This is a genomic window from Ruegeria sp. CK2 (assembly GCF_056536585.1).
Window position 1 is genome coordinate 166,387 of sequence record NZ_JBQFPW010000008.1, and the last position, 19,900, is coordinate 186,286.

Annotated in this window: 9 protein-coding genes and 1 pseudogene; 7 read left to right on the plus strand and 3 right to left on the minus strand. The window is 58.8% G+C overall.

The features are described from left to right. Positions 1-110: 110 nt before the first annotated feature. Positions 111-986, minus strand: a complete 876-nt coding sequence (locus ACR0BU_RS14015) for a LysR family transcriptional regulator (RefSeq protein WP_299083775.1) — start codon at positions 984-986, stop codon at positions 111-113. Positions 987-1,107: 121 nt separating this feature from the next. On the opposite strand from ACR0BU_RS14015, the gene ACR0BU_RS14020 reads away from it, so the two are divergent. Next, on the plus strand, positions 1,108-1,404 hold the full coding sequence (locus tag ACR0BU_RS14020) for a hypothetical protein (RefSeq protein WP_480737937.1): 297 nt from the start codon (positions 1,108-1,110) through the stop codon (positions 1,402-1,404). 5 nt (positions 1,405-1,409) lie between these two features. Here the strand turns inward: ACR0BU_RS14020 and ACR0BU_RS14025 are convergent, their stop codons facing one another. Together ACR0BU_RS14025 and ACR0BU_RS14030 are read right to left on the minus strand one after the other, a co-directional pair. After that, positions 1,410-1,733, minus strand: coding sequence for a hypothetical protein (locus ACR0BU_RS14025; protein ID WP_480737938.1), 324 nt, complete (start codon positions 1,731-1,733; stop codon positions 1,410-1,412). Positions 1,734-1,936: 203 nt separating this feature from the next. Beyond that, a pseudogene (locus tag ACR0BU_RS14030) lies at positions 1,937-2,065 on the minus strand (IS6 family transposase); the annotation flags it as partial. 98 nt (positions 2,066-2,163) lie between these two features. Here ACR0BU_RS14030 and ACR0BU_RS14035 point away from each other — a divergent pair. From ACR0BU_RS14035 to ACR0BU_RS14060, 6 genes are read left to right on the plus strand one after another with little or no spacing between them, the layout of a single operon-like run. Further along, a complete protein-coding gene (locus ACR0BU_RS14035; RefSeq protein WP_480737939.1) occupies positions 2,164-3,558 on the plus strand; it encodes a Nal1-like putative serine protease in 1,395 nt (464 codons plus the stop codon). An 18-nt stretch (positions 3,559-3,576) separates the two neighbouring features. Then, on the plus strand, positions 3,577-5,139 hold the full coding sequence (locus tag ACR0BU_RS14040) for a hypothetical protein (RefSeq protein ID WP_480737940.1): 1,563 nt from the start codon (positions 3,577-3,579) through the stop codon (positions 5,137-5,139). Beyond that, positions 5,132-8,521, plus strand: coding sequence for a DUF6603 domain-containing protein (locus ACR0BU_RS14045; protein ID WP_480737941.1), 3,390 nt, complete (start codon positions 5,132-5,134; stop codon positions 8,519-8,521). The genes ACR0BU_RS14040 and ACR0BU_RS14045 overlap by 8 nt, the downstream gene beginning before the upstream one ends. Next, positions 8,518-11,820, plus strand: a complete 3,303-nt coding sequence (locus ACR0BU_RS14050) for a hypothetical protein (protein WP_480737942.1) — start codon at positions 8,518-8,520, stop codon at positions 11,818-11,820. Before ACR0BU_RS14045 ends, ACR0BU_RS14050 begins: the two co-directional genes overlap by 4 nt. Positions 11,821-11,868: 48 nt before the next feature. Beyond that, a complete protein-coding gene (locus ACR0BU_RS14055) occupies positions 11,869-17,544 on the plus strand; it encodes a hypothetical protein (protein ID WP_480737943.1) in 5,676 nt (1,891 codons plus the stop codon). Continuing rightward, positions 17,537-19,408, plus strand: coding sequence for a hypothetical protein (locus ACR0BU_RS14060; protein ID WP_299083753.1), 1,872 nt, complete (start codon positions 17,537-17,539; stop codon positions 19,406-19,408). The genes ACR0BU_RS14055 and ACR0BU_RS14060 overlap by 8 nt, the downstream gene beginning before the upstream one ends. The last annotated feature ends 492 nt before the right edge of the window (positions 19,409-19,900 follow it).

A 19,900-nucleotide genomic window follows, 5' to 3' on the forward strand; every position in this document is an offset into this window, starting at 1 on the left:
TCTACATTGGCATTTGGCCTGAGGCGAACACCGCATGGCCATCATTCATCCCACGGTGCGTGTTTTGGGGTTATGGCCAAAGCCAGCTTAGCTTGTCGAAATCCCCGCAATCAAACGGCATCTGCAAGTTCAGGTTTTTGAAAAGCCTCACGGATTGCCTGTGCCATTCCTGTTTTTGTGCTGCATTTGCTCTGAACTCTCTGCCTGAGAACCATATTTGTCCCATGAAGATATTGGAATCCCTCTTCCGGTGTCAGCACGCGGCAATCAGGCGGGACTTGGCTTTGCGCCAGAACCGCCACGGCAATGCCGGATGAGACTGCGGCTTGTAAGCCAAACGTGCTCCCGCTTACATAGGCGATCCGATAGTCCTTTTGACGCTGATCGAGGCTTGCAATTGCCCATTCCCTCCACCAGCATCCCCGATCACACAAAGCAACAGGCATCGGAACACATTCGTGCTGAAAGTGCTTGTCCGATGTAACCCAAACCACCGGATCGTTCAGAAGAACCTCACCGCCAATTCTGCCTGCTTCCTCATGGACGACGACGAGATCAAGTTCACCCTTGTCCAGTTCCGCCTTCAATTCCGATGACGCTGCGCAGCGAACGGTTACTTCGACTAGCGGATGCTTCTTTGAAAATCGTGACAGGACATGGGGCAATACTGTCCCGCCATATTCTTCCGGAATGCCAATCCTGACGAACCCATCAAGGGGATCAGAATGCAGTGAAACAGCTGCCTGATCGAGAAGAGAGAGTATTCGTCTTGCATCCGTTACAAGCTGTTCTCCCGGAGGTGTAAGCGTGACACCCCGTGGGCCACGCTCGAACAGGCGCTCACCAACTATGTCTTCCAGCTTCTTCATCTGAACACTCACCGCCGATTGAGTGCGGCCAACGGCCTCTGCCGCGCGCGTGAAGTTCCCGGTTTCAGCGATGGCGGTAAGAGTGCGCAAAAGATCACTTTCTAAATTTGGATTCATGGTAGCGCCTCTGATACGACAAGACATAATTTCAGTGAATGCCTGATATTAACATTACTCGTTTCATTAATGGCTTGTCTAGTCCCATATTGTCTAAAGACTCAGACATGGAGTGTTCGAGATGGCTTATGAAAATGACTGTGTGAGCGCTACTCAAGTGAGCGATCCAATCAGAGGATGGGCAACAAGAGTTAGATCATGGGTACATGCAAGACGTATCAAAAAGGCAAGAAAAAAAGAGATTGAGCGGCTGCTTGCGGGAGATGAACGCATGTTGAAGGATGCAGGCGTTACACGTTCGGAGCTGGTCCGCGCACTTGGTCACAATCCCCGCGAACTGCCGAACATTGCTGACTTTGCAGGGTACCGCGTCCCATATATTGCGATGAAGAGTAGCACAAAGAAAATTCATAGCTAGTGACGCTACTCGCCGCCGTCCTGCGGTATCACGTCCATCGGTTCCAGTTGGAAAAGTTTCCGCGGCGCGTCTGTTGGGCCGGTTCCTGACGGGTTTGGCAGAACACCAACGAAGTGGGAACGCCTTGTTCCCGAAAGCGGATTCACACGTGTTCCGATGCGTGATCCCAAGGAGTCTTTCCCGCCCAACTGGCTGTGTCGGCCCATCGTATTGACTGTATCAAACAGGATTAAAACCATGACCCCGAAAATCATGCCCACCAAAGCAGAAATCCAACGGCTTGCAGAAAACTTGTTGTTCATCGCAGGTGCAGCGGTCTTGGTTGCCATATTCACGCTGTCATTCGCCAATCCGACGCAGCTCGAAAGAGCGGGTAAGCCTGAGACTGCATTGGGGTTTGAAGAGCAACAAACCGACAAACGAGACACTCAAACGGTTCCCCCCGTTTTGCAAAAAGACTTCTTGAAATAAGTTACACGCTTCCCGGGATCGCTGAGTGACAGAGTAGGTTGCTGGAGGCTCTTGGCACTCAGTTGATAGCGTTCATGCCTGCGGTGTTGGCACCGCTCTTGTTGATCACAATCTTGCTCGGCAATCCATTTGTCTGCAACATCCGGGTGAAGAACCTTGTCGCTGCTGGCTTGTTAGGACGTCGTGAAACTGCACGCTTGTGTTGTATGGAATCGCGGTCGGACTTACAATCATGGGTATTATTTTCTCTTTTTGCGGCCTTTATTTTCGTCGTGGCAAGGTATCTGAATGGATAGGGACGCCCGAAAAAAGCGCCAAGTTCAGGTGCAAACTCTTCTAAAAAGCGTCGAAGGTCGACTGCTGGAAATTCCAGGTGTCAAGACGGTGGCGGTCGGGTTGAAAGTCACCGATGGCAAGATGACCGACGACATCGTGCTGCGCATTGGGGTCGAGGAAAAGCGCCCGATAAGCGAATTATCGCCGGAAGAGATGATCCCTTCCGAGATTGATGGAATCGAGACTGATGTCTTCGTGTGGACGCCAACAAAGGCAATGTCCGACACCTCGCGATATCGTCCCATCCGGGGAGGTATTCAGATCGGCAACGGAACCGGTTCCGTCGGTACGTTGGGGTGTCTGGCGACACAGAATTCGGGTGGCGCGACGGTAGCTCTGAGCAATCATCACGTGATGTTTGCAGGAAAAAGCGCGACGGCGACCGGGATTGAAATAGCCCAGCCAGATTTCAGCTGCTGCTGCTGTTGCCGGGCTGGCAAGGTCGGGGCGGTGTTGGTCGGGTCCATCGGTGGCACAGTCGATTGCGCAATCGCGTCGATTGATGCGGATATCCAGCATTTGCAAGAAGTGGTCGAGATCGGCGGAATTGCCGGCACGGGCGTCGCCGTTGTTGGGGACGCGGTTCGAAAGCGTGGACGCACGACCGAATTGACGACTGGGACGGTATCGATGGTCAATTTTGCAACGACCAGTTCGGACTCCGGCCTCAGCTTCACCGATCAGATTTTCGTTACGCCGGATGCAGCGCATCCAAATTTCGTGGAAGGGGGCGATTCAGGCTCGGCGCTGCTGGATGAGGACAATAATGTTATCGGACTGATCTGGGGGCAGAATGGCAATGCCGGTGTAGCCAACCCGATCGCCGATGTCGAAGCCGCGCTGGATATCACTGTCTTCGCGCAAAGCACCACCGCAGCGGCGATGCCCGCCGTGGCGATGCTGCCGCAGCCCGGATCGGATGGGGTCATCCGGAGACGGGATTGGGAGGCCATGCTGTGGGCCGAAACCGACAGCCAGGATCTTCTGGGTCGCAAGGTCGCACAGCATTGGAATGAAGTGTGGAACCTGATCCAGACCAATCGCGAGGTTGGTCTGAGGTGGCAGAGAGGGCAAGGGCCCGCTTTTGCGGCCGCGTTCGAGCGTACCACTCGGGTCACAAGCTATCGGGTGCCAGACGACGTGGATGGGGTCAGTTTCACACAATTGCTTCTGTCGATGGCCACGGCGCTGGAACAGCACGGCAGTGAAGCACTCAAGGCGGATATCCGGGCCGAGGGTATCGGTTGGATCCCGATATTGCAGGGTTGTCGGACAGCCGATGAACTTTGGCTGGCTTACCACAACATCAAGGCGACCCAAGAGGCCGCGGCCCGAAACGCAGGCTAGACGAGGGAAAGGGGCAAGATGACATATGCAACAGATCTGATTGCCAAGCCCGCTCTGAAAATGCTGCGTGCCTTGCCGAATGTGACGGATGTGGGCTTGGGATTGAGGCGCGTGAACGGGCGTTTGACGCAAGAGCTCGCCGTGGTCGTCTATGTGGACAAGAAACGCAGCGAAGCCGAGTTGCCAAAGGGCGCCGTGGTGCCGAGGCTTGTGGGCAATCTGCGCACGGACGTGGATGAGGAACTGAACCCGGCCTTTCTGCGGCCAAGCGACGGGCCACCTTTGCCGGAAGACAGCACGCGAGTGCGTCCGCTGCTGTCCGGCGTGTCCCTGAGTACCAGCCCCGATCACGCGGGCACCCTGGGCTTTTTCGCAAGGCGCAACAGCGATAACAAACCGGTATTGGTGAGCAACTACCACGTGTTATACCGAGACCGGGATCTGCTGGACATCACCGGAGAGCCGCACGAGGCATTGCAACCACCAAGGGGCAGTGACACCCGGGTTGGCGAGGTTGTGGATGGCAGCATCGGCGGCTCGGTCGATTGCGCGATTGCCTTGTTGGACGAAGAAGGCTCCAGTTGCTGCTGCAAAAGTCCGATCAAGCACGAGAACAAGACCCGGAACACGGAAACTGGCGGCACTGATAACTCTGTCCAGATGACGGGGATCCGCCGGGCGCAGGTCAATGATCTTGTGACCAAGACGGGTCGATCCACGGACAGGACTCTGGGTCGCATCGTGAATGCCAGCAAAGACGTCACAGGCGCCGTGGACTACTCTGATTTTGATCTGCCTGCCGGGGATAGTTTCAACTTTACCAATCTGATCATGATCGTGACCTGGGACGCCGCCGCGGGTGATTTTGATGACACCATCCCGTTTGGAACAAGCGGTGACAGCGGATCGGCAGTGGTAAACGAAGCCGGAGAGATTGTGGGCCTGTACTGCCTGGGCTTCAACGATCCAGCCAATAACCGGCATTTCGGCTTTGCCTGTCATATCGAGGATGTCGAGACGGCGCTGCAGATCACCGTTCCGGGAACCCGCGCTGGGCTGGGGGCTGCGCCCGGGGCGCCGATTGCAGCGTTGGATCATGACATCGACACCAGTGCCGGAGAGGTCGCCATTGGTGATGTCACATTCGCCCGCGCGGGCGTGGATCAGGTGGCCGAAGCGCTGGACCGGATGCTGAGTGCAACGCCCCAAGGCCGCGCCTGGCGAGAGATTTTTGAGCGGCACCAATACGAAGTATTGAAACATGTAAACCGCAAGCGCGGCGTCACATTGGCCTGGCAACGCGGGGCGGGGCCAGCTTGGCTTGCCGCGCTGGTGCGCAGCGCACAGAAACCGGAATACACTCTGCCCCAACAGGTGGACGGGGTCGATGCACTGATGCTGGCCAAAGCCATGCGCATGGCGTTGTGGCGCGAAGGCAGCCCTGAGTTGCGCGCTGATTTGGATAACTTTGGGGATCAGCTTGAAGCGATGATCGGCCGGGTCACAACGGCCGCGCAAGGGGTGCGTCTGCTGACGAAACACGCACCCGAGGCCCAGAAACTGGAGACGCAGGATGGCTGATGACACCGGCACCATCGAAGCCCTGGCCAGTTGGTTGGCGCGGATCATTCAGCCGGTGCGCGAACGGCTGAGCGAAGGGCAGGTTGTCGAACTGCTGGCCGAAATGGGGTACGAGCCGCGCGCCGGTGTCGAAACCGAAGGCGCACTGCAATCCGCGGGCGCGGCACTGGCGCAGGATGCCGCCGTGCTGTTGCCGCGGTTGGAAACCCTGATCGGGCATATCGAGGCCGAAGATTTCGGCGCGATCCTGGCCACGGCCATCCAACTGGGTCAAGACGTCAAATCCTTCATCGAAAACGCTGGCGACTTTGCCACAGCGCTGCAGGCTCTGGGACCTCATCCGGGGGCCAGCAATGCCGAACTGGCGGAATTGCCGCGTCGCCTGCTGGATGTTCTGATCATCCGTTATGCCGAAAATAGCCCCGGAGGTGCCGAGGCGCTGGAACTGCTCGGCCTGTTCGATTTGGAACCCGTCACCGTGGGCGGACAACAGGTGTTGCACCGCCGGATCGCGCTCGAACGGTTGGGTGATGTGCTGACCAATCCGGCTCAGGCCATGGCAGACAAGTACGGCTGGGGTACACCGGGCTTCGACGGATCTGTGCTGTTGCCGATCCTACGGCGGCAACTGACGCGCAATGGGTTGCCTGCCATCGTGGATACAGGGGTGAACCCGCCGGTTCTGGATGCGGTCGTGGCCGAGATTTCGGCTGACACGTCGATGAATCCTCCGGGGTTGGAGATCCGCTTCAATGACACAATTGGCTTTGATGGGACACCGACATTCGACGGTGATGGCTGGTCGGTCGCGCTGGAGCTGACCTCGGAAATCGTGCCGGATTTCAGCGCCACAATTAGCCCGACGGGCAATGTGACATTTACGCCGCCGGCAGGGTCGGCGGCGGGCAAGGCGGCGCTGGTCTTTACGGCAGGAGCGGCGGATGGCCAGCCTTTCACGATTATCGGGCAAGCTGATGCTAGCCGGGTCGAAGCGCGCCAGTTCGAGGCCCGGCTTGAGGCGCTGATGCAGGCCTCAGGCGCGGGTGCAGATGGCGAGGTTATTGTCTCGGGCGAGGTGCAGGGCGGCCGCGTCGTCATTGATTTCAGCGAAGGCGATGGATTCATTTCCACACTTCTGTCCGGGATCGAGCTGGAATCCGATTTCGATATCGGCATGGGCTTCTCCTCGGAAAAGGGTCTGTTCTTTCACGGGAGCGCAACACTGGAAGTGCAGGTGCCGCTGCATGTGGATCTTGGCGTTGTGAAGATCGGAGCGCTGACGCTGAGCGTCGGGATCGACAACGGTTCGTTCCCGATTGGAATCGCGACGGACATACAGGGTAATCTTGGTCCGCTGCAGATGGTGGTCGAACAGATCGGCATGACCGCCGATTTCGAGATTGCCGAGAACGGGCAGGGCAATCTTGGTCCGCTGGACTTTGGTGTCGGCTTCAAGCCGCCTGTGGGTGTCGGCGTTTCTATCGACGCAGGTGCGGTTCGCGGTGGCGGGTATTTGCGCATCGATCCTGACCGGGGTGAATATTCCGGCGTGCTGCAACTGGCCATTCTCGAGATCGTCGAGGTTACGGCAATCGGTATTATCAACACCAAGATGCCCGACGGATCGGACGGGTTCGCGTTTTTGGCGATCATCTCGGTCGAGTTCAATCCGGGCATTCAGTTGGGCTTTGGGTTTACCCTTCTCGGGGTTGGCGGGCTTGTCGGGCTGAACCGGTCGATGGATCTGGATGCTCTGGTGGCTGGGGCCAGATCTGGTAGCATCGACACCATCCTGTTCCCACAGGATGTCATAGCCAATGCACCGCGGATCATTTCCGATCTGCGCACCTTCTTCCCGATTGAAGAGGACGTGTTCCTGATCGGGCCCATGGCCAAGTTCGGTTGGGGCACGCCGACGCTGATCAGCCTGTCCCTTGGGATCCTGATCGAGATTCCAGGCAATGTGGCGATTGTTGGCAAGCTGACGGTGGCGATCCCGGACGAACGCGTGCCGCTGATCATCATCAACGTTGCCTTCATGGGCGCCATCGAGTTTGACAAAAAACGCGGTTGGTTCTTTGCGGCGCTCTATGACAGCCGCGTAATTTACATGACGCTGGAAGGTGGCATGGGAGTTCTGGCGGCCTTTGGAGACGACAGCAATTTCGTGGTCTCAGTGGGCGGTTTCCACCCGATCTACAACCCACCGGCGCTACCGTTTCAGGATATTCCCCGGATCGCCATCAACGTGCTGAACACACCGGTGGCCAAGGTAATTGTGACGGCTTACTTCGCGGTCACCTCCAACACGGTGCAGTTCGGGGCCCGCGCCACGCTGTATTTCGGCATCAAGATTGCCAGCATCGAAGGGCATATCGCCTTTGATGCGCTGTTCCAGTTCTCGCCCTTCTATTTCAACATTACCATCTCTGCCTCGCTGTCGGTAAAGCTATTTGGCGCTGGGTTGTTTTCAGTCCGCTTCCGCGGCTCGCTTGAAGGGACATCACCCTGGCACATCGAGGGCACGGGCAGCATTTCGGTCTTGTTCTGGGATGTGGATGTGGATTTCTCGAAGACCTGGGGCGACAAGGAGGACACCAAGTTGCCGCCGATCTCGGTGATGCCGATCCTGGCGGCCGAATTCGAGAAAGTGGAGAATTGGACCGCCAAGCTGGAAAATGCCAATGCGCTGCTGGTGTCGCTGCGCACGGTCGATGCGCAGACCGAACTGGTGTTGCACCCGGTGGGCAGCCTGTCGATCACACAGCGCGCGGTGCCGCTGGGGCTGACGCTGGACAAGATCGGTAATCAGCGCCCTGACGATGCCAACAGGTTCGGCATTGAGACCGCCACGATAGGCATCGAACGGCGGGGTCGGATCGACGAGAGCTTTGCCATCGGGCAATTCCAGGATCTGAGCGATGATCAAAAGCTGAAATCGTCAGATTTCGAGATGGAAGAGGCAGGTGTCGAACTGTCGGTTACCGGCAATCAGACCAAGACCAGTCTGATGACCAAACGCGTCGTGCGCTATGAGACGATCATAATCGACAAAGCGTTCCGTCCGTTCCTGATGGGGATCGTTACACTGATTGCGGGTCTGTTCACTCATTTCCTTGGCGGCAATGCGGTGGCGCAGGCACCGATGTCGATCCGTTCCAAGACGCGCAAGCATCTGCTGGATGAAAAGATCGCGGTTTCGCCCAATGCCTATGTGGTGGCCAATCTGGCCGACAACACACCGCTTGAAGACGTAGGTGAGGTCGTGTTCCTCAGTCAGGCAAGGGCACAGGAATTCATGAACCAACAGACCCGGGCTGATCCGGAATTCGCCGGCAGGGCCCATGTGCTGCGCGGCCATGAAGTAAGGCAGGCGGCATGAGCGACACGCTTGGCACATATTCCTTCCTGCCCTGGCTACGTTTGGGCATGGCGAATAACATCTCCAGTGCGGATATGGACCCGTCCGTCACGGCCCGCGCAACAATGCAGGTCGCGCTGGAGCTGACGGGTGAGCCGGTCGAAGGCGACACAGATCTGACCGCCAATGTCACCCGTGACGTTGAACTCTACGGCCCGGGTGACGTCGTTGGCATCAATCAAAGCGCCATCGTCAAGGTCGAGCCACGCGCTAACATCACCAATTTCGAACCCAACTATCTGCCGTATATCGAGTTCTACGAAGAAGATTTCCCATGGCGCTACACGCCCGCAGCGCCAGATCTGGCGCTGCACCGGCTTCGTCCTTGGATCATCCTTGTGGTACTGCGCGATGACGAATTCAGCGAGGCGGGCATCAATGCGGCGCGCCCCTTACCCGCCATCGAATTGGGCGCTGCCACCGAGACCACCTTTCCCCCCGAGGATCAGCTTTGGGGATGGGCCCACGTGCATGTGAACCGCGATCTGATTAAGTCTGACGGCACAACACGTTCCACCGATGGGGATATGGCGGGCACCCGGCTTGAAAATGTGTTGAAATCCAATGCGGACCACGCCTATTCCCGCATTATTTCACCGCGCCGCCTTGCGCCGGATACCGGCTATCATGCGTTCCTGATGCCCAGTTTTGAAAGCGGGAGGCTTGCAGGGCTTGGCCTGCCGCCCGATGATGGCAATGCCGAACGCTTTGCCACGCAGGCGGCCTGGGCCAATTATACCGGCCGACCAGTGCCGGGGCTCTACCCCTTCTATCACCGTTGGTATTTCAAAACCGGCGAGATTGGCGATTTCGAATACCTCGTGCGTCTTTTGAAACCGCGCCCGCCAGACCCCCGGCTGGGTCGGCGCGACATGGATGTGCAGCGCCCCGGTGCAAACCTGCCGGGGATTGCGATCCCGGAACTGGACGGAGTGTTGCGCCTTGGCGGTGCGCTGAAAGTGCCAGACGAAGCGCTGGATGACGACGAAGAGGCGGAACGCCAGGCTTTTGAAGATTGGGACCAGCCATTTCCACATGCGTTCCAGACCGGGTTGGCCGATTTCATCAACTTAGCCGACGATTATCAGCAGAACGGCGATCCCGATCCGCTGATCACGCCGCCGCTGTATGGGCGCTGGCACGCGTTGCAAGATCGTTTGCTGTCAGAGGCCGATGGTGATCCGATCACACCCGATGAAAACTGGCTGCATGAGGTCAACCTGGATCCGCGCTTCCGCGTCGCGGCGGGGTTTGGCACCAAGGTGCTGGAGAAGAACCAGGAAGAATACATGGACGCCGCCTGGGAACAGGTGGGCGATATCATTGCCGCTAACCGACGCATCCGACTGGCTCAGATGGCACAGGTTGCCACGGGCGCTTGGTATGGCAGCAGCCTGGGCGGCGTGCGCGATCTGAGTACGCAGCGGGCGCTGTACCTGACCGCTCCGGTGCAACGGCGGGTGCTGTCGCAAGGGGTGAACATACGGCATCAGCTGCGGCAAAGCACGGTGCCAAGCGCAATCTTGTCGCCTACGATGCGGCGTATCCTGCGACCGCGCGATCATGTTGCCGCCGAGCTGGGGTTTGACAACCCAAAAGGCCCCGAGGATTTGGTGGACCGGGTCAACAGCGGCGAAATCAGCGCCGCGCCTCCGCGCGTGACACCAGAAGGTTTGCCGACTGTCGAAGAGCTGGCCGAAGAGCTTGAACAAGATGGCCCGTTGGGCGGGCTGCCAATCCCCGAAGACGTGTTGCGAAACCCGTTTCTGAAATGGATCGTGCTGGGGATCTTTGCGCTGATTGCGCTGCTGTTTCTACTGCTGGCGCTTTGGCTGCCAGCGCTGATTGCCATAGCTTTGGGCGTCGCCGGCTATATCCTGATCGAGCGGCTGCAAAGGGCGCGCGAGATTGCAGATGCGGTACTGCCCGAAGGCAATGCGCCCGAGGTCATTGATGCGCTGCCCGAGTATCCCGACTTTGAACTGGCGGACGTCCCGCCCCTGACCGGAACTGTACCCGAATTGCCCGAACCGGTGCCCGGAACATCGGACAGCCCCGAGGCGATCCGTTTCAAAGGGGCGCTGAAAGATGTGCATGCGCTGCTGGATGTCAGCGCCAGTATTGGTCAGTTTCCGCAGCGTGACCCGATCGACATTCCGGCGATCGTCGGATCGGTCTATACTGGGTTGGATCCCAAGGTTACGATCCCGGACTTCACCTATACTGGTATCACCTTTCCTGCCCATATTGTGGCGCTGAATTTTGAGATCTTCCGCGAGGCAATGGCCTATCCGGAATTCGATATCCCCATGTACGAGCCGTTGCTGGCGTTGCCGGGGGACAATTTCCTGCCCAATATCGACAAGATCCCGCCCAACACGATCACCCTGCTTGAGACCAATCAGCGCTTTATCGAGGCCTATATGTTGGGCCTGAACGTCGCCATGGGTGCCGAGCTTTTATGGCGCGAATACCCAACAGATCAGCGCGGCAGCTATTTTCGTCAGTTTTGGGACCCGGCCGGCGTTCTGGACCGCGATGGGCTGAGCGCAGAGGAATTGCGCGAGAAACTTAGGGATATTCCGCCCATTCACCTCTGGTCGCGGTTCAGTGATCTGGGTGATCACGACCACCGCGAAGAACCCGGGGATGACGAGGAAGAGGTCGTTCTAGTGATCCGGGGCGAGCTTTTGAAGAAATACCCAAACGCGGTGATCTATGCGCAGCGCGCCCGCTGGCGGTTAACCGAAGAGGGCGAGATTGACCGCTTCAACCCGCGCGAATTAGAAACGGTAGGCAGCGAAGAGGAACTTGTCCGAACGCCGCTCTATGAGGCGAAAGCGCCACCCGATATCACCTTTATCGGGTTTGATTTGACAGCCTCAGAAGCACAAGGCGGCACGGGCGAAGAAGGCGACGAAGATCCTGGCTGGTTCTTTGTGATCAAGGAACGCCCGGGCGAGCCACGTTTTGGACTGGATATCGAAAGCGCGGGCGATCTGGTAACGTGGAACGATCTGGCCTGGCCCGACGTGTTTGATCCGGCGGCCGATGACGGGTTCCTGCAAATCGGCGCTGGTACGCCAACGCTGAACCTGAGCGCGCCGCCCGATGATGCCAACACATTCGTCGTCACCCAGCATCCCGAAGACCTGCAGATCGAATGGCGCCCGCAGATGAATGCCGCCGAACTGGCCTACATCCTCTATCAGGTGCCGGTTCTGGTGGGTGTGCATGCCGCCGAGATGTTGCCGGAATGAGCGGACAGGTTGGCATAACATACAGCGCGAATGCGCGGGGAAGGGGCCATGTCTGAGTTCGAAGACCGCCAAGCCGAGCTTGCCGCAGCCCACGCCGAGGTCGAAAATCAGGATCGCGCCTTGCGATCTGCCCGCGCGGCTTTGGAACGCAGCGGTCGAGCCCGTTGGCTCCAAGGGCGTGGCGGTGAGAACCCGGATGCAGCAGCAGAGCTGGAGGCGCGCATTGCCGAGCACGAAGCGGTCGTAGCCGATCGACGGGCGCGCCTTGCCGAGGTGCGTCTGATTGAAAGGGACCTGGTGGCGCAGTTCGCCGCCGTACACCCGCGCGAGCGTATCTCCAATCTCAACGACCGTATTCCCATCTGTCTGGTGCCGTTGCGTATTGAAACGCGATTCAAACCAGCGGATGAGACCGATGGTGACACTGGGCGGCTTTGGGTGCGGGTATACCCGGACGATTTCTCGGTCGACAGTTTCGAAGACACGCCGTCAGATACCGAAGCGCAAAGCGCGCGCGCCTATTGGGCCGGGATTTGGGCAGCAGGGGGTGTCGAAGCACAAGAGCGTGGCGCATGGGCTGTGATGATGGCCGGGCAGGGCGCCGGGCGATCTCACTGGATCACGCAGGCCTACATGCCGCTGAACGAAGCCGACCGCCCGGATCCGCCTGAAAACGGCGCATGGATCGTCCTGACCATCCCGACCCGCGCTCCGCTGGCGCCTGCCGAGGCCGATGCCCTGCGGACGTATTGGGCCGCAACCTGGATTGCAGGCGAAGACCTTGCTGCGCAAGCCGCCGCGCTGAGCGCGCTGGAGGCCGCAACAAATGCGGCGCGTGCGCAGGAGTTACGCGAAAGCTACATTCCTACCAACCTCGCAGACACGCCGCCCGAGGGCGTGGCCCGTGCGGATGTGCAGGTGCAGGTCGCCTTTCTGCATTTCCCCACCGACGAGGATGCTGGATTGCGGCTGCAGGGCTGGGCCACAACACCACGCGCGCGGCTGTTGCCGGATCGTCTGGTATTCATGGGTCTCAATGATGGCGAAGTGACCGAGGAACACTTGGGCGCACCGATCCAGCCGGATCTGGCGGTGGCCCCAGATCCACAGGCCGAAGAGGATGAACAGATCCGCCCTGATGGTGAAGATCTAAAGGTCGGCGATGAAATGGAATGGCTCACCGACTTTGATAGGGCCGTTTCGGTTGGCATGGGCTTTCGCATCCCTCTGGATCCGGTGGCATTTCGCCGTGGATTCGATAAGGTTCTGATCTTGGGCATGCGCCTGCGCGATGATGCCGAGGAAGGTCGCGCCGGGATGGAAGACCTGATCAGCCGCCATCACCGGTCCAAATCCGGCTTTACGATACTGCCGCAGGGACGGCCCACAAACAACGTGGAGAGCGCTGCCTCGGATTACAACTGGCGCGAAGATCCCGATGTCAGTTTTGATCACTATTTTGGCGCAGCCCCGCCCGACCCCGCAGGTTGGTATGACAAAACCGATGGGCGTTGGTTGGCCGAGATGCTGGGGCTTGACCCGGGGGCGTTGCGCGTGATCCCGCATTACGGGCGCACCGATATCCGCGATGCCAAGGCGATGAATGTGGCGCTATGGCCTGCAACGCTTGGCTATTTCTGTGACACGATGCTGCAACCGGTGCTTGAGGATGCGACGATCCGGCGGCTGCGCGATTTCTTCAACCGGCATGTGTCGGCGCGCGGCAATATCCCGGCGATCCGTGTTGGGCGACAACCTTATGGTATCTTGCCGGTCACACCTCGATCACGCCTGCGATGGATGGCGCCGCGACACCGCGATCCGATTGGTGCGGCCAGTGTGAACACTAGTGCGCTTGGGGGCGATCCATTCCTGCTCCGCCTCTACGGCATGATGCGGCAGTTCGAGGGTGATCTTGAGCCGCTTTTGGATCGCGTGTCTTTCATCGGCAAGCCCGGCACCGCAGACCCACAACAGGTGTTGTTGGATGTTCTGGGGTTGCATCCCGGTTCCGTCGAGTTTCAGCAGCGCTATGCCGAGAGCTTGCAACAACTGTATAACCGGATGCGGCTAAGCGGGGCAGGTGGCGGGTTACTCGCGCTTGTCATTGCACTGGGATACGCTACCAGTGGGCTGAATTTGCTAAGGGAATACGGCTATGACCCCAATGCGGAAGACGCCGAAATCCCGTCCATTCTGGAAAAGTACTTCACCCGCGCGCCCAATAATCTGAGCGGGCCGCTGATCGATGATGTGGCGCTGTCGGAAACGGATGCGATCCGCGCCTATACCGATACCGGGCAGAATTATCTGGCTTGGCTGCGTGAGGCGGCGGCGACCTCTCATGACACGCTGCGCAGACAAGAGGGCTTTGCCGATGGGCGGCCCCGCGCGTTGTTGTATCACATGATGCGCCACGCGCTGGACTTAAGCTATGTCGAGACCAGCGTGCAACTGTTCGTCAATGCCGGATTGATGACCTCGATTGAAGCGCGACAAGCCCGGCGTGAGCCGGAATTTATCCAGGTGAGCGAAGCGGCGCTGGCCGATCCTGCGCAAGAGGCGGCAGGCAATTCGCGCTGGGCGCGGTTGTACCAGCGCGAGGCAACGATCACAGGAGTGGCTGATCGGCGCATTGGCGATTTCATCCCGACGGTGATGAACACGATGACGGCCACGGCCTATCTGAGCCGTCAGTTGCGCGCACTGGATCATCTAAGCGGACGGCCCACCGCAGCATTGGAACGGTGCTTTGCTGAGCATTTGGATTTGTGCACATACCGATTGGACGCTTGGTATGGCGGGTTGATGAGCGCGCAGCTTGAGCAGATGCGCTATTCAGCGCCTGTTGATCTTGATGGCGACGGACAGACGGACCGGGGCGAAACCGCCGTGCAAACCGGGCTATATGTTGGCGCTTGGGGATATCTTGAAGACGTGCGGCCCGAGTTCAAGAATCTGGAGCCTGTGCGTCTAGACGGTGAGCTGGGGGCAATCTTCAACACACCGGACGCGCCGCCGCTGGCCCGCGATGACAAGAACCAGGGATATATCCACGCGCCATCGCTGAACCATGCGGTGACAGCGGCGGTCCTGCGCAATGGCTATATATCCAACGCAACCCCGGGCAATCCCGAGAGTCTGGCGGTGAACCTGACATCCGAACGTGTGCGCATGGCGTTGTCGATCATCGAAGGGATGAAGGCCGACCAAAACCTTGCCGCTCTGCTGGGGTATCAGTTCGAACGTGGCTTGCACGACCGTCACGATGTCGAGGTGGATGAGTTCATCTACGATCTGCGCAAGGTGTTCCCGCTGGCCGGAGACCGGCTGCAACCGACCCGCTCAGGCAAGGCAATCAGCATTCGCAAGGTCGAGGCGCGCAATGTGATTGATGGGCTGGAATTCGTTGATCACCTGAAAGACGGTGCGCAGGACTACCCATTTGGACTGGGTGATGATCTGCCTCCGGCAAGCCCGGCGCAAGCCGCCGCAATCAGTGATGAGGCAAAACGTCTTCTGGATATTGCCGATGCCGTGGCCGATCTGGCAATGGCCGAAAGTGTGCATCAGGTGGTGCAGGGTAATTACGACAGGGCAGGCGCTGTTCTGAACACCTATTCCAAAGGTAAATTCCCGGCTACGCCCGACGTGATCCGCACGCCGCGCACCGGTGTGAACCTGACGCACCGCGTTGCGCTGCATCTGCCGGTGGGGTTGGATCCGGCCGATGCCGCCCGCATTTCGCCGCGTGCGCGCTGTGAACCGGCGCTGGATGCCTGGCTGGCCGGGGTGCTGCCCGATGCAGTGCGCGTTGCCTGTGTTGTCGAGTTGATCGGGCCGGATGGTGCATCGCTTGCTGAACACGAGGTCAGTCAGGCCGATCTGGGACTGGCCCCACTGGACATGCTTTACGTGCTCGACCCCGATGATGATCGGGCGGGCAAGGCGCTGGATGACATGATTGAGGCGCATGTGATCCGCACTCATGCCCCGCGCCCGGATGTGGCGATGACGATCCATTATCGCCGCCGTATTGGTACGCTGGCCGGGCATGTGCCGTTCTTTGAATTGACGGCGATGATCAAACCTTTGCGTCGGATGTTGCTTGAATCGCGCCCGCTGCGACCAACCGACATGGCCCTGCAAGACGAGGCAACCGAGACACAGGACGTGAGTGTCTCGCTTGATCCACAACGCATTGCCCTGAACCGAACAGCCATGGCTGCGGCGCGAGACGATCTGGATAGTTTTGCGGTTGCGTTGACGGCACAAATCGAGGCCGACCCGCAGCCCACCGCCCAAATCGTGACACAGATTGATGCCACCGCCGACGATTTCGTGACTGCTATTCTTGCGGCGCAGCCCTTTGCGCAATTGGAGGCCGGAACCGGGGTGATCTATGGTGACCGGGGCCGGATCTTTGCGGGGCTGCAAACCACGCTGACCGACCGGGTGCAACGCTTGGATGACCGGCTGGCCGAGTTCGATGCGGCGATCGCTGCCTTTGACGGTGATCCCGGCGCGGGCGACAATGCTAAATTCGAAACACTGATCCTGGCCGAGCGGCTGATCGCAGTCACCAACACCGACCCGCAACCCGCCGACCCGGATGCTTATCGCAACGATCTGGTGAACACTGCGCGCCCCGCTTTCGTCGCCGAACGCGACGCGCTGGCAGCGATTGGCCCAGCACAGGACACCGCTTCCGGCCTGCATGACGCCATCGAGGCACGGCTTGCGACCTTGGCGGATTTCGACACCGAGCCGCTGGACCTGCGCGCTCATGTCACCGGCATTGTCACGTTGGCCACCGACATGGCAAGCCGTGCGGCGGGCATGGCCGCTGAAATGACGACGCGCCTGGAAGCGGTGGACGCTTTGATGATCCAAGCGGATTCGCAAACTGATCCACGGCGACAGGTTGAAGACCGGACCAAGGCTGCGCAGGCGATCTTTGGCGACGATTTCCAGATGGTGCCCAGCTTTGCCCTGCCTCCCCTTCAAGGGGCCGAATGGCGCGCAGCCTGGGGGTTGGGGGCTACAGCCGATCGCGCGATCCTGTCCTATCAGGAAACCACGCTGGGCCGACCCTTCCCAGTGGATGACTTCATGACCGGTTTTGCCCGGGTCCGGGACAAAATCGGCGCCTTTGAGACCGTCACCCAATTGACCGAGGCCTTTGGCACCGCCGATCCGGCGCTGCAGCCGCTGCAATTTCCGCACCGGCCCGATCTGCCTTGGCTGGCGCTTGATTATCCGCAGACCTTGCCGGATGGCAGCGATCTTGTGATCGACGAAGACAAGCTGCTTTATACCGCCCACTACGCAGTGCCCTTCGACGAAACGCAAGATCAGGCCGGGCTGTTGCTGGATGAAATGACCGAGACCATACCCAGCCGGACAGAAGATACCGGCCTGACTTTCCACTATGATCGGCCAAACTCTGAGCCGCCACAAAGCCTGCTGCTGGCTCTGCCTGCCGAATTCACCGGGGCGTGGCGCTGGGACGATCTGGTGGACAGCGTATTGGAAACCATGGATCTGGCGCGCAAACGGGCGATTGAACCGGACCATATCGACACCACTGGCTATGGGCGATTTCTGCCTGCAGTGATCTCAGCTGTGACCCTCTATCCGCTGACGGCGGCGCTCAACTTTGCGGAAAACAACAATTTTTCTGCCGTCATGGCCAATATTGCGCAAGGAAACAGTGATGAATGATTTCGTTGCCCTTTCGAATATCGAGGCGGTGTTCACCGCCAAACGGACATTGCCGACGGTCACTTTGTGGAACCGTCTGGAAGGGCGGCCGCGCCGGCATGATTTCGATCGTGCGCTTCAGGCCGAAGTTCGCGATGCGCTGTGGATGCTGACCAAGCAATGGCAGATGGGCGAATTCAAGGGCGACGACGCGGGATCACCGGTCACGGCCAAGGTGCATTTTGAAACCTCTCAGCTGACCAAGTACCGTCCGCGCGGCCATGATGCCGAAGCCTTCGATGACGATGTCCCGCTTGAGGCCAAAGTGGAACAGCGCCCGATCCCCTTTGAAGCGGGCGCGCAACCAATGGCAATCGATATCCGTGCCGAAATGGGCCGCCGTTGGCTTAAACTCGTTGACGGGATTGAAGTCGGCTTGCGGCAGAAATTCATCAATGAGTTCGGCTTTGACGAACCTGACCCGTCGGTGTCCGCAGATGCCGCCGTCTGCGCGCATCTGGACAGTTGGCAAGCGGTCTCGGCGTTGGCGGGCCGGGCAATGGACGGCTATGAGCTGCTGCTTTGGTTGCGCACGCCCGGCCAGCATGCGCATGACCGGATTACGCTAGACAATGCGGCGAGTGCCGGACCCATCGAGGATGCCGAGGCGGTGTTCCTTGCCTGGTATGAACGGTTGTTTTATCAGCCTGACGAAGGGGTCGGTGATGCCTGGCAACCACCTAAGCTAGAGTATTCCTTTGATACATCGGCGCCTATTCACGGCGGTGATGAGGCCCATCTAACGGCGGATGAGTATTATCACGGCCATCTGGATTGGTATAATCTGGATTTCGAACCGGGCGGCAACGGGCTTGGTCCGGTTGCGGATGCCCCGGCACCGGCTGATGTTCTGGACGCGACCACGTCGAGCTTCCTGCCCACTCCGATCAGCTTTGAAGGTATGCCGCACACGCGCTGGTGGCGGTTCGAGGACGGCAGCACCAATTTCGGCGACGTGGATCCTGACACGACCGAGATCAACAAGCTTTTGGTGATGGAGTTTGCGCTGGTCTACGCCAATGATTGGTTCATGCTGCCGCTGACGATGCCTGCAGGTACCTTGTCCAAGGTGCGGGGGTTGAGCGTGACAAACGTATTTGGCGAACGATTGTGGATTGAGGCGGCGGGCAAAGGCGATGACGAGGATTGGCAGCGTTGGTCGATGTATAACCTGGCGACGCGCGGCTCGGATGACATTCCGGCTGATACCAGTCTGCTTGTGATCCCTTCGGCACCGAAAATCCACGAAGGTCGTCCGCTAGAGGCCGCCGAGTTGATCCGCGACGAGGTGGCGAACATGGTCTGGGGTATCGAGACTCGGGTGCCGTTGCCGCATGGTCAAAGCCGCTTCGGACGCCGTACCGGACACGAAACCCGGCGCTATTTCAAAAGGTTGGTCGAAGATGACGGCCCCTTGCCCGACCCCCCCGATCCGCTGGAAAACGACGCCGCGTGGCGTTACCGCGTGATGACTCGCGTCCCGGAAAACTGGATCCCCTTTGTGCCGGTACATGTACCCGGCAGTACCCGCGAAATCCAGCTACGCCGGGCCGCTATGCCCCGCCTGATCGACGGCGATCCAAACCCGCCCGAACCGATCCGTCCGCGCACTGCGTTGCTGCGCCACAATCTGGGCAGTGGCGATCCGTATGATTTGCACGAAGAGGAAGTGCCCCGCGCAGGTGCCAAGATCAGTCAGAGCTTTCAACGCACAAGGTGGTATGGCGGCGAAGTGTTCACCTGGCTGGGCGTGCGCAAACAGACCGGCCGCGGCGAAAAGTCCAGTGGCCTGCGCTTTGATCAGCTGCGGCGCAAGCGTCGCTGAAGCTAGTTTTGATTTAACGAGTGCGCACTTGTTGCAGGTCTGTCGCACCCATCGCGTCGATAGGTCCTCTTTGCGGCAAAACCAAACCTTCGCCAGACCATCAAATTCCAGATTCATATTTCTGCAAGTGTTCAAGTATTCTATTCATGAAACGCTCACACAAATTAATCAATTTATCGAATTTTCAATGGGAGCCATTTTCGCTCTACTGGCTTTGGCCTGCAGGTGGTCAGCAGTGTGCCATGGTGCACGAAAACCCAATCGAAACGGGATAAACAGACCGCTAAACGGCTATTGTGCAGCCTAGTCTATTGATAAATCCTTGTTTCACTTTGCGCGCGCTGCCGTCATCGAGACAACGACCGGAGAGTGTCCGGCATCGGCAAAAACTATCCAAGCGAAGCTATTTCTCTTTTGTGCAATTTGAACTCGAAGCATTCCGTTGTAGAATGAGTGGTATTATCAAGCAGTTCTGATTTAGACGGAAACCGT

Bases quoted from the DNA above. Each gene is read 5' to 3' on its own strand.
- ACR0BU_RS14015 (WP_299083775.1), bottom strand. From the start codon at position 986: ATGAATCCAAATTTAGAAAGTGATCTTTTGCGCACTCTTACCGCCATC.
- ACR0BU_RS14020 (WP_480737937.1), top strand. From the start codon at position 1,108: ATGGCTTATGAAAATGACTGTGTGAGCGCTACTCAAGTGAGCGATCCA.
- ACR0BU_RS14025 (WP_480737938.1), bottom strand. From the start codon at position 1,733: ATGGCAACCAAGACCGCTGCACCTGCGATGAACAACAAGTTTTCTGCA.
- ACR0BU_RS14035 (WP_480737939.1), top strand. From the start codon at position 2,164: ATGGATAGGGACGCCCGAAAAAAGCGCCAAGTTCAGGTGCAAACTCTT.
- ACR0BU_RS14040 (WP_480737940.1), top strand. From the start codon at position 3,577: ATGACATATGCAACAGATCTGATTGCCAAGCCCGCTCTGAAAATGCTG.
- ACR0BU_RS14045 (WP_480737941.1), top strand. From the start codon at position 5,132: ATGGCTGATGACACCGGCACCATCGAAGCCCTGGCCAGTTGGTTGGCG.
- ACR0BU_RS14050 (WP_480737942.1), top strand. From the start codon at position 8,518: ATGAGCGACACGCTTGGCACATATTCCTTCCTGCCCTGGCTACGTTTG.
- ACR0BU_RS14055 (WP_480737943.1), top strand. From the start codon at position 11,869: ATGTCTGAGTTCGAAGACCGCCAAGCCGAGCTTGCCGCAGCCCACGCC.
- ACR0BU_RS14060 (WP_299083753.1), top strand. From the start codon at position 17,537: ATGAATGATTTCGTTGCCCTTTCGAATATCGAGGCGGTGTTCACCGCC.